Below are 13,969 nucleotides of genomic sequence, written 5' to 3' on the forward strand. Positions count from 1 at the left end.
CATGACCGGGCTCAACACCATCCTGATCCTGGCCGGCCTCTTCCTCGCGGGCGGCGTCTACTCCTTCGTCAAGCAGAAGCTGCCCGTCGGCGTCATCGTGCTGCTGGCGCTCTCCTCGGTGTTCTGCCTGGCCGCCGGGATACTGCGCATCCAGGGGCTGTGGACATGACGAGCGCCCTCGCGAGCGGAGGCACGGCATGAGCAAGAAGGTCGTGATCTTCGACTACGGCTTCGGCAACGTGCGCTCCGCCGAGCGCGCCGCCGCACGGGCCGGCGCCGACGTCGAGATCACCCGCGACTACGACCGCGCCATGAACGCCGAGGGGCTGCTGGTGCCCGGCGTCGGCGCCTTCTCCGCGTGCATGGCGGGCCTGACCGCCGCCCGCGGCCACTGGATCGTCGGCCGCAGGCTGGCCGGGGGCCGCCCCGTGCTCGGCATCTGCGTCGGCATGCAGGTCCTCTTCGAGCGCGGCATCGAGCACGGCGTCGAGGCCGAGGGGCTCGGCGAGTGGCCCGGCACCGTCGAACCCCTCAAGGCCGACGTCGTCCCGCACATGGGCTGGAACACCGTGGACGCCCCCGCCGGCAGCGAGCTGTTCGCCGGGCTCGACGCCGACGCGCGGTTCTACTTCGTCCACTCCTACGCCGTGCACGACTGGACGCTCCAGACCACCAACCCCCGCATCAGGGCCCCCAGGGTCACCTGGGCCACCCACGGCGAGCCGTTCGTCGCCGCCGTGGAGAACGGCGCCCTGTGGGCCACCCAGTTCCACCCCGAGAAGTCCGGCGACGCCGGAGCCCAGCTGCTGACCAACTGGATCGGAACCCTGTGATGCAGTCCACTTCCACGCTCGAACTCCTCCCGGCCGTCGACGTGCGCGACGGCCGGGCCGTACGCCTCGTGCACGGCGAATCGGGAACCGAGACCTCCTACGGGTCCCCCCTCCAGGCCGCCCTCGCCTGGCAGTCCGCGGGGGCCGAGTGGCTGCACCTGGTCGACCTGGACGCCGCGTTCGGCACCGGCGACAACCGGGCCCTGCTCGCCGAGGTCACCGCCACCGTGGACATCAAGGTCGAACTGTCCGGCGGCATCCGCGACGACGACACGCTCGCCGCCGCGCTCGCCACCGGCTGCACCCGCGTCAACCTCGGCACGGCGGCGCTGGAGAACCCCGAGTGGGTGGCCCGCGTCATCGCCGCCCACGGCGACCGCGTCGCCGTCGGCCTCGACGTGCGCGGCACCACCCTCCGCGGCCGCGGCTGGACCCGGGACGGCGGCGACCTCTACGAGACGCTCGCCCGGCTCGACTCCGAGGGCTGCGCCCGCTACGTCGTCACCGACATCGCCAAGGACGGCACCCTGGGGGGCCCCAACCTGGACCTCCTGCGCGGCGTCTGCAAGGCCACCGACCGGCCCGTGGTCGCCTCGGGCGGCGTCTCCAGCCTCGACGACCTGCGCGCGCTCGGCTCGCTCGTGCCTGAGGGAGTCGAGGGCGCCATCATCGGGAAGGCGCTCTACGCGAAGGCGTTCACCCTGGAGGAGGCGCTCGCGGTGGTGGCCCCGTGACACGGATCGAGGAGACGCCCGGAGGCGTGCGCCGGCTGGCCACGGACGGCCCCTGGGAGGAGAGCTACGGCTACTCCCGCGCCGTGCGGCTGCCGAACGGCCTGGTGCTGGTCTCCGGCAGCGCGTCCGTCGTGGACGGCAGGATCGCGGACGGCAGCCCGTACGAGCAGACGAAGACGGCCTTCGGCGTCGCGATCAGCGCCCTGCGCGAACTCGGCCTCGACACGGTCGACGTCGTCCGCACCCGCATGTACATCACGCACAGCCGCGACGCCGACGACGTCGGGCGCGCCCACCGCGAGCTGTTCCACGCGGTGCGCCCGGCCTCTTCGATGATCGCGGTCGCCGGGTTCGTCGACCCGACCCTCGTGGTCGAGGTGGAGGTGGAGGCGTACCGGGCGCCGGACGGGGGAGCGGCCGGGTGAGTGTCGCCGTACGCGTGATCCCCTGCCTCGACGTCGACGCGGGCCGGGTCGTCAAGGGCGTCAACTTCCAGAACCTGCGCGACGCGGGCGACCCCGTCGAGATGGCGAAACTCTACGACGCGGAGGGCGCGGACGAACTGACGTTCCTCGACATCACCGCGTCCTCCGGCGACCGCGAGACCACGTACGACGTGGTGCGGCGCACCGCCGAGCAGGTCTTCATCCCGCTCACCGTGGGCGGCGGCGTGCGCACCGCCGACGACGTGGACCGGCTGCTGCGCGCGGGCGCCGACAAGGTCGGCGTGAACACCGCCGCCATCGCGCGGCCCGAGCTGATCCGGGAGATCGCGCAGCGGTTCGGCCGCCAGGTGCTCGTCCTGTCCGTCGACGCGCGCCGCACGCCCGAGGGCGCCTTCGAGGTCACCACGCACGGCGGGCGCCGCGGCACCGGCATCGACGCCGTCGAGTGGGCCGAGCGCGCCGCCGGCCTCGGAGCCGGGGAGATCCTGCTCAACTCCATGGACGCCGACGGCACCAAGGACGGCTACGACACGGAGATGATCGCCGCGGTGCGCGCCCGGGTCACCGTGCCCGTCGTCGCCTCGGGCGGCGCGGGCCGGATCGGCGACTTCGCCCCCGCCGTCGCCGCGGGCGCCGACGCGGTACTCGCCGCCTCGGTCTTCCACTTCGGCGACCTGCGCATCGGCGAGGTCAAGACCGCCCTGCGCGAGGCGGGCCACCCGGTGCGCTGACCGGAGCCGCGGCGGGGACGGGACACCCGCACCCGCCGCGCGGGTCAGACGCCCAGCTTCGCGTCCAGGACCTTCGCCACGGCGTCCTTGTCCCCGTCGAGCGAGACGTCCGCCGACGCCTGGCGGCCCGACAGGAACAGCGTCAGCTCGCCCGGCTCGCCGGTCACCGTCACGACCGGCGTGCCGCGGCGCGCGACCGCGGTACGGCCGTCCGGGCGGCGCAGCACCAGGCCCACCGGGGCCTTGCGCCCCATCAGCCGCGCGCCCTTCTCCAGGCGCGACCACAGCGCGTCCGCGAAGACCGGGTCCACCTCGCGCGGCGTCCAGTCGGGCTGCGCCCTGCGCACGTCCTCCGCGTGGATGTAGAACTCCGTGGTGTTCGCCGCCTCGTCGATCTGCTTCAGGCCGAACGGCGACATCTTCCCCGGGCCCGTGCGGACCATCTGGAGCAGTTCTTCGTACGGCTTCTGCCCGTACTCCGCCTGCACCCGGTCGAGGCGGGCGCGCAGTGCGGGGATGACCGTGCCCCCCGCCGCGTCCGGCCGCCGGTCCCGCACCACCACGTGCGCGGCGAGGTCCCGGGTGAGCCAGCCTTCGCACAGGGTGGGGGCGTCAGGACCTGCGGCTTCCAACAGATCCGCGAGGAGGAGCCGTTCACGTTTGGCATGGGTCGACATGTCCGCAAGCGTACGGCGCCGCCCCCTGTCCGCCCAGTGGGCGTCCCGCCGCGCGGGCGGCGGGACGCGGCAGAATGGGGCCATGACCACGCCGCTCGACCCCGCACTCGCCGCACGCCTCACACGCAACGCCGACGGGCTTTTCCCGGCCATCGCCCAGCAGTACGACACCGGCGAGGTGCTGATGCTCGGCTGGATGGACGACGAGGCGCTGCACCGCACCCTCACCACCGGGCGCTGCACCTACTGGTCCCGCAGCCGGCGCGAGTACTGGGTCAAGGGCGACACCTCCGGCCACGCGCAGCACGTGAAGTCCGTCGCGCTCGACTGCGACGGCGACACCGTGCTCGTCAAGGTCGACCAGGTCGGCGCCGCCTGCCACACCGGCGACCGCACCTGCTTCGACGCCGGCACACTGCCCCTCGCGACCGAGTAGGGTCTGCCGCCATGGATCCCCAGACGTTCCGCAGGCTGGCGGCCGACCGCCGCGTCATCCCCGTGAGCAGGCGGCTGCTCGCGGACGGCGACACCCCGGTCGGCCTGTACCGCAAGCTCGCGGCCGAGCGCCCCGGCACGTTCCTGCTGGAGTCGGCGGAACAGGGCTCCTGGTCCCGCTACTCCTTCGTCGGCGTACGGTCGGCCGCCGCCCTCACCGAGCGCGGCGGCGCCGCGCACTGGCTCGGCACCCCGCCGGTCGGCGTCCCCACAGGCGGCGACCCGCTCGCCGCGCTCCGGGCCACCCTGGAGGCGCTGCACACGCCGCGCGACCTCACCGCGGGCCTCGGCCTTCCGCCCTTCACCGGCGGCATGGTCGGCCACCTCGGCTTCGACGTGGTCCGCAGGCTGGAGAAGCTGACGAGGGGTGCCGAAGGCGACACGGGGGCCGGCGCCCGCGACGACCTGCGCCTGCCCGAACTGACCATGCTGCTCACCTCCGACCTCGCCGTACTCGACCACCAGAACGGCACGGTCCTGCTGATCGCCAACGCGATCAACCACAACCACCTCGACACCGGCGTCGACGAGGCGTACGCGGACGCCGTCGCCCGGCTCGACGCCATGCAGGCCGACCTCGCGAAGCCCGCCGACACGGTGCCCACCGCGCTGCCGCCCTCCGAACTGCCCGAGTACACCGCGCGCTGGGGCGGGGAGCGGTTCAGGGACGCCGTCGAGGACATCAAGGAGCGCATCAGGGCGGGCGAGGCGTTCCAGGTCGTGCCCTCGCAGCGGTTCGAGACGCCCTGCGCGGCGAGCGCCCTCGACGTGTACCGGGTGCTGCGCACCACCAACCCCAGCCCGTACATGTACCTCTTCCGCTTCCCCGGCGACGACGGCGGCGTCGCCTTCGACGTCGTCGGGTCGAGCCCCGAGGCCCTCGTCAAGGTCGAGGACGGGCGCGCCCTGCTGCACCCCATCGCCGGGACCAGGCCGCGCGGCGCCACCCCGCGCGAGGACCAGGACCTCGGCGAGGAGCTGCTCGCCGACCCCAAGGAGCGCGCCGAGCACCTGATGCTCGTCGACCTCGGGCGCAACGACCTCGGCCGGGTCTGCGAACCCGGCAGCGTCGAGGTCGTGGACTTCATGAGTGTCGAGCGGTACTCGCACGTCATGCACATCGTCTCCACGGTCACCGGCCGCGTCGCGCCAGGGCGCACCGCCTTCGACGTGCTCACCGCCTGCTTCCCCGCGGGCACGCTCTCCGGCGCGCCCAAGCCCCGCGCCCTCCAGATCATCGACGAGCTGGAGCCCAGCAGGCGCGGTGTGTACGGCGGCTGCGTCGGCTACCTCGACTTCGCGGGCGACTCCGACACGGCCATCGCGATCCGCACCGCCCTGCTGCGGGACGGCACCGCCTACGTGCAGGCGGGCGCGGGCATCGTCGCCGACTCCGACCCCGAGGCGGAGGACGCCGAGTGCCGCAACAAGGCCGCCGCGGTGCTGCGGGCCGTGCACACCGCGAACCGGCTGGTCCCCGCTGAGCCGAGCACCGCCTGAACCGCGCGGGAGGCCGTAGGGGATAGTGGAGGGCGTGACAGCGCTACCCGCCCCCCGGGGCACCACCGACGAGCGACGCGCGACAGGCGCCACGAGCGGCCGCCGCAGCCTCGCAGCAGCCCTGCTCCTGGGCGCCGCGGGCGCCGCGGTGGCGCTCATCGCGTCGGGGCAGATCTGGGCCAGGGGAGCGGCCACGGTGGGCGGCGGCGCCGTGACGGTCACCGCCGACGGCCGCGACGTGACGGGCGTGCCCGCCGCGCTCGCCGTGGTCGGCCTCGCCGCGCTGGTCGCCGTGTTCGCGGTGCGCCGCACCGGGCGGCTCGCCGTGGCGCTCGTGCTGGCGCTCAGCGGCGCGGGCACCGCGGTCTCCGCGCTCCTCGGCGGCACCGGCTCCGACGCCCTCGACGAGAAGGCCGCGCAGACCACGGGCGACTCCTCGGCGACCGTGCACGCCCTCAGCCACACCGGATGGCCGTACGTGGCGGCGGTCGCAGGGCTGCTGATCCTCGCCGCCGGGCTCCTCGCCGTCGGCTACGGCAGGCGGTGGCCCGCCATGTCGGGCCGGTACGAGCGCGGCACCGGCGCCGCAGGACTCAAGGCGGCCGCCCGCCGCAGGCCCGTCGTGGACCCGGACCGGCCCGAGGACGTGTGGAAGGCGCTCGACCGGGGCGAGGACCCCACCGACCTGAGCTGACGCGCGCGCCCCGTGCCCCGGGGCGCGCACCGACCCCCCTCGCGCGTCACCGGCCGTGCATGCGGGAGAATGCCGGGTGAGCATCGGACGAGCGGGACGGCGGTGCCACGCCGCCCCGCGCGTCCGGCGGACGACACAGCGCCCACCACACAGCGCCACAGCAACGAGGAGCAACTCATGGCGGCTAACAGCAGCCACGGACACACGCCGGCGGCCTGGACCGGCGTCATCATTTCCTTCGTCGGCTTCTGCGCCGGCGGGGTCTTCATGGTGGGCGACAGCCCGGTCGGCTTCTGGGCCAGCATGGGCGTGGTCGTCCTCGGCGGCATCGTCGGCGTGATCATGCGGGCCATGGGCCTCGGCATGCCGAAGGAGTCCGAGGAGATGAGGCGGGCCCGCGAGGAGGCAGGACGCGCGCAGGTCGCCGCGCGCACCGGCGGCTCGCAGACGCAGCAGCACGCCAGGGCCTGAGCGCCCGCACCGCCCGGCCGCCCACCGCGGCCGGGGGCAGGACCCGGCCGCCGCGCCCGGCGGCCGGGCGCGGCAGACGACCACGGGACGGGGTGGCAGCCATGACGGCACCGATGGCGCGGACGCCCGCGCGGGGGGCCGGCCGGTGGGCCCGGCCGCTCGGCGTCCTCGCGGGCGCGGGCGCGGCCTTCACCTACGTGGGGCTCGTGGATCCCAACCACCCCGGCCACTACCCCGTCTGCCCGCTGTACGCGCTGACGGGCGTCTACTGCCCGGGTTGCGGCGGCCTGCGGTGCGCGCACGCCGTCGCCACCGGCGACCTGCCGGCCGCGCTGCACGACAACGCGCTCGCCGTGGCCGCCTTCGCCGCCTGCGCGGTCCTGTGGGTGCGGTGGGTGCTGCGGACCCGCAGGGGCCTGCCCGCCACCGTGCGGATCAGCGGTCACTGGGGTTGGGCCATCGGGGCGCTCGTCGCGGTCTTCACCGTGGCGCGCAACCTGCCCTTCGGCGGCCTGCTCGCCCCCTGAGCGGCAGGACGCGCCTCCCGGCGGCCCCCGCGACCCGCGCACCCCGTGATGAAGGCCTTTGGCCTCTTACGGCTAGCATCGAAGGGGCCGGACCCTGAACGCATGACCCACCCGCCTGAACGAAAGGGGGCCGCTCGCGTGAGCGTGCTCGACGAGATCATCGACGGCGTGCGCGCCGACCTCGCCGAGCGCCAGGCGCGCGTCGGTCTCGACGAGCTCAAGCAGCGCGCGGCCCGCGTGCCCGACGCCAAGGACGGCGTCGCCGCGCTGCGGGGCGAAGGGGTCAGGGTGATCTGCGAGGTGAAGCGCTCCAGCCCCTCCAAGGGCGCGCTCGCCGCGATCGCCGACCCGGCGGCCCTCGCCGGCGCGTACGAGGAGGGCGGCGCCGCCGTCATCTCCGTCCTCACCGAGCAGCGCCGCTTCGGCGGCTCGCTCGCCGACCTGGAATCCGTGCGCGCCCGGGTCGACGTCCCGGTGCTGCGCAAGGACTTCGTCGTCACCTCCTACCAACTGTGGGAGGCCAGGGCGTACGGCGCCGACCTCGTCCTGCTGATCGTCGCCGCGCTCGAACAGCCCGCGCTCGTCTCGCTGGTCGAGCGCGCCGAGTCCATCGGGCTCACCCCGCTCGTCGAGGTCCACGACGAGGACGAGGCGGAGCGCGCCGTCGACGCGGGCGCCCGCGTCATCGGGGTCAACGCACGCAACCTGAAGACCCTCAAGGTCGACCGCTCCACCTTCGAGCGGGTCGCCCCCGAACTCCCGGCGGGCGTCGTCAAGGTCGCCGAGTCCGGGGTGCGCGGGCCGCACGACCTGATCGCCTACGCCAACGCGGGCGCCGACGCCGTGCTCGTCGGCGAGTCCCTCGTCACCGGTCGCGACCCGCGCTCGGCCGTCGCCGACCTGGTCGCCGCGGGCGCCCACCCGGCCCTGCGCCACGGCAGGGACTGAGCGGACGCCATGCCCGCGTACCGCCCCGCGCTCCCCGCGGCCGACACCCCGCAGACGCGGCACGCGCCCCTGGCGCGCGGCTGCCGCCCGCGGGGCTGCCGCGCGCCCGCGCGCCGGGTGCACGGACGGCGGGTGCGGTACGTCATCGGCGACGAGCCCGGACAGGTCAACGGCATGCGATGGCGGAAGCCGGCGCGCGCGGCGCACGGGTGTGCCGCGCCCGCATACGGTGCCTTCCGTCCGTAGCTTCCCAGGAGTTGCTCCGTTGTCCACGAAGCCTTCCGCAGATCCCTCCGCGTTCTTCATCCCCGACCCCGAAGGGCGGACCCCCACCGCCGACGGCTATTTCGGCGCGTTCGGCGGCACGTTCATCCCCGAGGCGCTCGTCGCCGCGGTGGACGAGGTCGCCGTCGCCTATGACAAGGCGAAGTCCGACCCGGCGTTCGCGGCCGAGCTCGACCGGCTGATGGTCGAGTACACCGGCCGCCCCAGCCCGCTGACCGAGGTGCGGCGCTTCGCCGAACACGCGGGCGGCGCGCGGGTGTTCCTCAAACGCGAGGACCTCAACCACACCGGCTCACACAAGATCAACAACGTGCTCGGCCAGGCCCTGCTGACCAAGCGCATGGGCAAGACCCGGATCGTCGCGGAGACCGGTGCGGGTCAGCACGGCGTCGCCACCGCGACCGCGTGCGCCCTGTTCGGCCTCGAATGCGTCATCTACATGGGCGAGATCGACACCGAGCGGCAGGCGCTCAACGTCGCCAGGATGCGCATCCTGGGTGCCGAGGTCGTCGCCGTGAGGTCCGGCAGCCGCACCCTCAAGGACGCCATCAACGAGGCGTTCCGCGACTGGGTCGCCAGCGTCGACACCACGCACTACCTGTTCGGCACCGTTGCGGGACCGCACCCGTTCCCCGCGATGGTCCGCGACTTCCACCGCGTCATCGGTGTCGAGGCGCGGCGGCAGGTCCTCGAACGCGCAGGCCGGCTGCCCGACGCGGCGATCGCCTGCGTGGGCGGCGGCTCCAACGCGATCGGCCTCTTCCACCCGTTCCTCGGCGACGCGGACGTCCGCCTGATCGGCTGCGAGGCGGCCGGCCACGGCGTCGCCACCGGCGAGCACGCGGCCACCCTGACCGCGGGCGAGCCGGGCATCCTGCACGGCTCGCGCTCGTACGTACTCCAGGACGACGAGGGCCAGATCACCGAGCCGTACTCGATCTCCGCGGGGCTGGACTACCCCGGAATCGGGCCCGAGCACGCCTACCTCAAGGACAGCGGGCGCGCCGAATACCTCGCCGTCACCGACGACGAGGCCATGCGGGCGCTGCGGCTGCTGTCGCGCACCGAGGGCATCATCCCGGCCATCGAGAGCGCCCACGCGCTGGCCGGCGCGCTCACCGTCGGCCGGCAGCTCGGCGAGGGCGCCCTGCTCGTGGTCAACCTCTCCGGGCGCGGCGACAAGGACATGGACACGGCAGCCCGCTACTTCGGGCTCTACGCACCGGACACCGCGGTCGAGCCGGACACCGCCTCGGCCGCCGCCGTCGAGGACGACCGCACCGACCGCGCAGGCTCGCACGAGGGGGACGCCAAGTGAGCGGGAACATCCAGCTGTTGGCGGACACCCTCGCGGCGGCACGCGCCGAGGACAGGGCCGCGCTGATCGCGTACTACCCGGCGGGCTTCCCCACCGTGGACGCCGGGATCGAGGCCATCGGGGCGGTGTTCGACGGCGGGGCCGACATCGTCGAGGTGGGCCTGCCCTACAGCGACCCGGTACTCGACGGGCCCGTCATCCAGACCGCCGACGACATCGCGCTGCGCGGCGGCGTCCGCATCGCCGACGTGTTGCGCACCGTGCGCGAGGCCCACGAGGCGAGCGGCAAGCCGGTCCTCGTCATGACGTACTGGAACCCGATCGACCGCTACGGCGTCGAGCGCTTCACCGCCGAGCTCGCCGACGCGGGCGGCGCCGGGTGCATCCTGCCCGACCTGCCCGTCCAGGAGTCCGCGCTGTGGCGGCAGCACGCCGCCAAGCACGGCCTCGCGACCGTCTTCGTCGTCGCCCCGAGCAGCAGGGACGCGCGCCTCGCCGAGATCACGGCGGCGGGCAGCGGCTTCGTGTACGCGGCGTCGCTGATGGGCGTCACCGGCACCCGCGAGTCCGTGGGCGAGCAGGCCAGGGACGTCGTCGCCAGGACCAGGGCCGCGGGCGACCTGCCGGTCTGCGTCGGGCTCGGCGTGTCCGACGCGGCGCAGGCCGCCGAGGTCGCCGCCTTCGCGGACGGCGTCATCGTCGGCAGCGTCTACGTCAAGCGGGTCCTGGACGCGCAGGACAGCGCGGCAGCCGTCGCCGGGGTGCGCGAGCTCTCCCGCGACCTCGCCGCGGGCGTACGGGCCGCCGCGCGCTGAGCCGCGGGCCGCGCGCCGCCCGGTGGGGCGGCGCGCCGCCCGCGTTCGAACGCGCGTGAGGAGCGGTCTCATCCTTACGGGTGGACCTCGGACCGGGGAGGTGCGCAGGCGCCTCCCCGGTTCGTTGCCGACGTGTGAGTGAGAAGACACGTGTGGCAACCAGGAGCGCCCGAGAGCGCATCCAGCAGGAACGCGCGGCGGAGAAGTCGCGCGAGAAGCGCAGGCGCGGCTTCGTCGTCGGCGGGACCGCGCTCGCGGTGCTCGCCCTCGCGGCCGGTATCGGCGTGCTCGCCGCCAACGCGGGCAAGGACGAGCCGTCGGACGGCGCCGCAGGACCCGTCAGCGCGCCGGCCGGGGCGGGCGGCAAGGACGGTCTCGCGATCCGCGTCGGCGCCGCGGACGCGCCGTCCACGCTCACCGTGTGGGAGGACTTCCGCTGCCCGATCTGCGGGCAGTTCGAGAACGTCTTCCGCGACACCTTCCACCAGCTGGAGGACAGCGGCCAGCTGAAGGTCGAGTACCACCTCGCCACCATCATCGACGGCAACATGGGCGGCACCGGCTCCGTCCGCGCGGCCAACGCCGCGGCGTGCGCGCAGGACGCGGGCAAGTTCCCGCAGTTCCACGACGTGCTGTACGAGAACCAGCCCGAGGAGACCTCGGACGCCTTCGGCAAGAACAGCAGGCTGACCGAGCTCGCGGGCAAGGTCGACGGGCTGTCCACGCAGCGCTTCACCGACTGTGTCGACAAGGGCGTCCACGACGGGTGGGTCAGCAAGTCCGCGGCGGCGTTCCGCACCGGCGGCTTCGCCGGCACACCCACCGTCCTGCTCAACGGCACCCCCGTCTTCCCCAAGAAGGGGAACGAGAACATCACCCCGGCGAACCTCAAGAAGTGGGTGGCCGAGGCGAACAAGGGCAAGCAGCCGGGGAAGGCCGGGGCCCCGGGGGCCTGACCGGCGCGGGGCCGCGCGGACGGGGCGGCCGCCAGGCCCCCGCGCGGCCCGCTGCCCCGGTCGTGGGCCCGTGCCTGTCCGTCTGTCCGCCCTTCTGGTCGTCTGGCCTTCTGGAAAATCAACCGCCCGTTACCAGGACGTTGCCGGGTGACCGGCCGTGCGCGGGGCCCGGCACGGTAGCGTCGGATCTGCCATGGAACTTGCCTACATCCCCAGTCCGTCCGTCGGAGTGATCCACCTCGGACCGCTTCCGCTGCGCGGCTACGCCTTCTGCATCATCGTCGGTGTCTTCGTCGCCGTCTGGTACGGCAACAAGCGCTGGGTCGCCCGCGGCGGCAGGTCGGGAACGGTCGCGGACATCGCGGTGTGGGCGGTGCCCTTCGGCCTGGTGGGCGGTCGTCTCTACCACGTGGTGACGGACCCCGAGCTCTACTTCGAGAAGGGCGAGGACTGGGTCAACGCCTTCAAGATCTGGGAGGGCGGGCTCGGCATCTGGGGCGCGATCGCGCTCGGCGCGGTGGGCGCGTGGATCGGCTGCCGCAGGCGGGGCATCCCGCTGGCGGCGTGGGCCGACGCGCTCGCCCCTGCCGTCGCGATCGCGCAGGCGATCGGCCGCTGGGGGAACTGGTTCAACCAGGAGCTCTACGGCAAGGCGACCCACGTCCCGTGGGCCCTGCACATCACCAACCCGTCCGGCGGCGGCACCCCCGGCTACTACCACCCGACGTTCCTGTACGAGTCGCTGTGGTGCCTGGTCGTCGCCGCGCTGGTCGTCTGGGCCGACCGCAGGTGGCAGCTGGGCCACGGCCGGGCCTTCGCGCTCTACGTGGCGCTGTACTGCGTGGGGCGCGGCGGTACGGAGTACCTCCGCGTCGACGAGGCCAACCACATCCTGGGCCTGCGCCTGAACCTGTGGACGGTCATGGTGATGTTCGTCCTCGCCGTGCTCTACATCGTCCTCTCGGCGCGGCTGCGCCCCGGCCGCGAGAGCGTGGTCGAACCGGGCGCGGGCGACGAGGCCGACGAGGCCGCGGCGCCCGCCGCCGGCGAAGGGGCTCCGGGGGCCGCCCCTCAGGCCCCGGAACCCACGGCCCCTGAGGACGGGGAAGACCCCGCAGGCCCCGAGGGCCCCGGGCCGCAGGCGAAGAGGGTCGGCCCGGCCGCGGAGAAGGGCTGAGCTCCGGGGCCGACCGGGCTTGCACCCCGGCGAGCGCGACGGCGGACGCGTAGGCGTCGAAGCGCTCGCGCAGGCGCCCGTACGCCCAGGGCAGTGTGTCCGCGCGCCGCAGCGCGCCCGCCACCCGCCCCCCCCCGCGCGGCAGCGACCGGGGCGGCGCCGCCGGGGCGCCGTATGCCGTGGGGAGCTGGTGCGGCGGTGTTTGTTCACTCTGCGTTCCGCCGCGCGCCGCAGCGTGTCCGCCGCCTCCCGCCCGCACTGCCCCTACGGTCGTCCCGCGCGCCGTGAGGCCGTGCGAAGGACCGGTGCGGCCACCGCGTGAGCCGCCTCGCCCCGAGGGGCCCACTCGCCCGGTCCATACCCCTTTGACCTGCGGTAAGTACGGCCTTCCTTGCTGGCGGCGATCGATTTCCGTGCGTACTTTCGAGCGGGGAGGGGCTCGTCGGCTCCGTACGGAACCGGGCTGCCGCCCACGGGAAGGGGAACGCACACCATGGCCGTCTTCGAGGCGAACGCGACACTGCACGACGCACACCGCGAGAACCACACCCACCGCGACGTGACGGGCGGCTGGCTGCGCCCGGCGGTGTTCGGGGCGATGGACGGCCTGGTCTCCAACCTCGCGCTGATGACCGGCGTCGCGGGCGGCGCGGTCTCCCCGCACACCGTGGTGATCACGGGGCTCGCCGGGCTCGCAGCGGGCGCCTTCTCGATGGCGGCGGGGGAGTACACCTCGGTCGCCTCGCAGCGCGAACTCGTCGAGGCCGAGCTCGCCGTGGAGCGCGCCGAGCTGCGCCGCAACCCGGCGGACGAGCTGGCCGAGCTGGCCGACCTCTATGTGGCGCGCGGTGTGGAGCCGGCCCTCGCCCGGCAGGTCGCCGAGCAGCTGTCCGCCGACCCGGAGCAGGCGCTGGAGATCCACGCGCGCGAGGAACTCGGCATCGACCCCGACGACCTGCCGTCGCCCGCCGTGGCCGCGGTGTCGTCGTTCGGCTCGTTCGCGGTGGGCGCGCTGCTGCCCGTCCTGCCGTTCCTGCTGGGCGCCACCACCCTGTGGCCCGCGGTGCTGCTCGCGCTCGCCGGCCTCTTCGCCTGCGGGGCGCTGGTGGCGCGGGTGACGGCGCGCCCCTGGTGGTTCAGCGGGGTGCGGCAGCTCGCCCTCGGCGGGGCCGCCGCAGCCCTCACGTACGGCCTCGGAGCGGTGCTGGGCGCCGCGCTGTAGCGGCAGGCCACGCCCTGAGGCGAAGGGGGTCGGGTCGGCCGCGGCAGCCGGGGAGCCGGCGGTCGCGGCCCTCGTTGTGACCGATCTCCCTGGGCGTGGGAGGCAGCGGGATGCGACACTGGGCAGGCGTGTCGTACATA

18 protein-coding genes are annotated in these 13,969 nt (G+C 74.3%); 17 read left to right on the forward strand and 1 reads right to left on the reverse strand.

Annotation, left to right across the window (positions count from 1 at the left end):
• Nucleotide 1 precedes the first annotated feature (1 nt).
• The 5 genes from ABEA77_RS24185 to hisF are packed head-to-tail and all read left to right on the forward strand — an operon-like array spanning nt 2 to nt 2,744.
• Entirely contained in the window at nt 2-169 is a 168-nt protein-coding gene (locus ABEA77_RS24185) for a hypothetical protein (RefSeq protein ID WP_345651399.1), read from the forward strand.
• A gap of 28 nt (nt 170-197) precedes the next feature.
• Entirely contained in the window at nt 198-833 is a 636-nt protein-coding gene (hisH, locus tag ABEA77_RS24190; RefSeq protein WP_345651402.1) for an imidazole glycerol phosphate synthase subunit HisH, read from the forward strand.
• Nucleotides 833-1,567, forward strand: coding sequence for a bifunctional 1-(5-phosphoribosyl)-5-((5-phosphoribosylamino)methylideneamino)imidazole-4-carboxamide isomerase/phosphoribosylanthranilate isomerase PriA (gene priA, locus ABEA77_RS24195; RefSeq protein WP_345651404.1), 735 nt, complete (start codon nt 833-835; stop codon nt 1,565-1,567). The genes hisH and priA overlap by 1 nt, the downstream gene beginning before the upstream one ends.
• Nucleotides 1,564-1,992 carry a Rid family hydrolase gene (locus ABEA77_RS24200; protein ID WP_345651407.1) on the forward strand — a complete coding sequence of 143 codons (429 nt, stop codon included), beginning with the start codon at nt 1,564-1,566 and terminating at the stop codon, nt 1,990-1,992. The genes priA and ABEA77_RS24200 overlap by 4 nt, the downstream gene beginning before the upstream one ends.
• The gene (gene hisF, locus ABEA77_RS24205; protein ID WP_345651410.1) at nt 1,989-2,744 is read left to right on the forward strand and encodes an imidazole glycerol phosphate synthase subunit HisF; all 756 of its coding nucleotides are present in this window, start codon (nt 1,989-1,991) and stop codon (nt 2,742-2,744) included. Before ABEA77_RS24200 ends, hisF begins: the two co-directional genes overlap by 4 nt.
• A gap of 44 nt (nt 2,745-2,788) precedes the next feature.
• Here hisF and ABEA77_RS24210 read toward each other — a convergent pair whose 3' ends face one another.
• On the reverse strand, nt 2,789-3,421 hold the full coding sequence (locus ABEA77_RS24210; protein WP_345651413.1) for a TIGR03085 family metal-binding protein: 633 nt from the start codon (nt 3,419-3,421) through the stop codon (nt 2,789-2,791).
• Nucleotides 3,422-3,503: 82 nt separating this feature from the next.
• Between ABEA77_RS24210 and hisI the strand changes: the two genes are divergently transcribed.
• From hisI to ABEA77_RS24270, 12 genes are all read left to right on the forward strand, one after another.
• Nucleotides 3,504-3,857 (forward strand): phosphoribosyl-AMP cyclohydrolase, encoded by a 354-nt coding sequence (gene hisI / locus ABEA77_RS24215; protein WP_345651415.1) that lies wholly within the window; start codon nt 3,504-3,506, stop codon nt 3,855-3,857.
• Nucleotides 3,858-3,868: 11 nt separating this feature from the next.
• A complete protein-coding gene (locus tag ABEA77_RS24220; RefSeq protein ID WP_345651418.1) occupies nt 3,869-5,416 on the forward strand; it encodes an anthranilate synthase component I in 1,548 nt (515 codons plus the stop codon).
• A 25-nt stretch (nt 5,417-5,441) separates the two neighbouring features.
• Entirely contained in the window at nt 5,442-6,110 is a 669-nt protein-coding gene (locus ABEA77_RS24225; RefSeq protein ID WP_425588377.1) for a TIGR02234 family membrane protein, read from the forward strand.
• Between the two features lie 177 nt (nt 6,111-6,287).
• Nucleotides 6,288-6,581: an HGxxPAAW family protein gene (locus ABEA77_RS24230; protein WP_345651424.1), complete on the forward strand. Its 294-nt coding sequence runs from the start codon at nt 6,288-6,290 to the stop codon at nt 6,579-6,581.
• Nucleotides 6,582-6,682: 101 nt separating this feature from the next.
• On the forward strand, nt 6,683-7,108 hold the full coding sequence (locus ABEA77_RS24235; RefSeq protein ID WP_345651427.1) for a DUF2752 domain-containing protein: 426 nt from the start codon (nt 6,683-6,685) through the stop codon (nt 7,106-7,108).
• A 138-nt stretch (nt 7,109-7,246) separates the two neighbouring features.
• Complete coding sequence (trpC, locus tag ABEA77_RS24240) at nt 7,247-8,056, forward strand: indole-3-glycerol phosphate synthase TrpC (protein WP_345651430.1); 810 nt, start codon at nt 7,247-7,249, stop codon at nt 8,054-8,056.
• Between the two features lie 9 nt (nt 8,057-8,065).
• Nucleotides 8,066-8,302, forward strand: a complete 237-nt coding sequence (trpM, locus tag ABEA77_RS24245) for a tryptophan biosynthesis modulator TrpM (protein WP_345651433.1) — start codon at nt 8,066-8,068, stop codon at nt 8,300-8,302.
• Between the two features lie 19 nt (nt 8,303-8,321).
• Entirely contained in the window at nt 8,322-9,659 is a 1,338-nt protein-coding gene (gene trpB / locus ABEA77_RS24250) for a tryptophan synthase subunit beta (protein WP_345651436.1), read from the forward strand.
• The gene (trpA, locus tag ABEA77_RS24255) at nt 9,656-10,474 is read left to right on the forward strand and encodes a tryptophan synthase subunit alpha (protein WP_345651439.1); all 819 of its coding nucleotides are present in this window, start codon (nt 9,656-9,658) and stop codon (nt 10,472-10,474) included. The genes trpB and trpA overlap by 4 nt, the downstream gene beginning before the upstream one ends.
• A gap of 134 nt (nt 10,475-10,608) precedes the next feature.
• Complete coding sequence (locus tag ABEA77_RS24260) at nt 10,609-11,430, forward strand: DsbA family protein (RefSeq protein ID WP_345651441.1); 822 nt, start codon at nt 10,609-10,611, stop codon at nt 11,428-11,430.
• 193 nt (nt 11,431-11,623) lie between these two features.
• The gene (lgt, locus tag ABEA77_RS24265; protein ID WP_345651443.1) at nt 11,624-12,607 is read left to right on the forward strand and encodes a prolipoprotein diacylglyceryl transferase; all 984 of its coding nucleotides are present in this window, start codon (nt 11,624-11,626) and stop codon (nt 12,605-12,607) included.
• Nucleotides 12,608-13,100: 493 nt separating this feature from the next.
• A complete protein-coding gene (locus ABEA77_RS24270; RefSeq protein ID WP_345651446.1) occupies nt 13,101-13,829 on the forward strand; it encodes a VIT1/CCC1 transporter family protein in 729 nt (242 codons plus the stop codon).
• The last annotated feature ends 140 nt before the right edge of the window (nt 13,830-13,969 follow it).

It is taken from the genome of Streptomyces tremellae (assembly GCF_039540215.1).
In the GTDB taxonomy this organism is placed as follows: Bacteria; Actinomycetota; Actinomycetes; order Streptomycetales; family Streptomycetaceae; genus Streptomyces; species Streptomyces tremellae.

Coding starts and splice junctions, on each gene's coding strand:
- ABEA77_RS24230 (WP_345651424.1), top strand. CDS start 6,288: ATGGCGGCTAACAGCAGCCACGGACACACGCCGGCGGCCTGGACCGGC.
- hisH (WP_345651402.1), top strand. CDS start 198: ATGAGCAAGAAGGTCGTGATCTTCGACTACGGCTTCGGCAACGTGCGC.
- ABEA77_RS24185 (WP_345651399.1), top strand. CDS start 2: ATGACCGGGCTCAACACCATCCTGATCCTGGCCGGCCTCTTCCTCGCG.
- ABEA77_RS24220 (WP_345651418.1), top strand. CDS start 3,869: ATGGATCCCCAGACGTTCCGCAGGCTGGCGGCCGACCGCCGCGTCATC.
- ABEA77_RS24210 (WP_345651413.1), bottom strand. CDS start 3,421: ATGTCGACCCATGCCAAACGTGAACGGCTCCTCCTCGCGGATCTGTTG.
- lgt (WP_345651443.1), top strand. CDS start 11,624: ATGGAACTTGCCTACATCCCCAGTCCGTCCGTCGGAGTGATCCACCTC.
- hisI (WP_345651415.1), top strand. CDS start 3,504: ATGACCACGCCGCTCGACCCCGCACTCGCCGCACGCCTCACACGCAAC.
- trpM (WP_345651433.1), top strand. CDS start 8,066: ATGCCCGCGTACCGCCCCGCGCTCCCCGCGGCCGACACCCCGCAGACG.
- priA (WP_345651404.1), top strand. CDS start 833: ATGCAGTCCACTTCCACGCTCGAACTCCTCCCGGCCGTCGACGTGCGC.
- ABEA77_RS24270 (WP_345651446.1), top strand. CDS start 13,101: ATGGCCGTCTTCGAGGCGAACGCGACACTGCACGACGCACACCGCGAG.
- ABEA77_RS24235 (WP_345651427.1), top strand. CDS start 6,683: ATGACGGCACCGATGGCGCGGACGCCCGCGCGGGGGGCCGGCCGGTGG.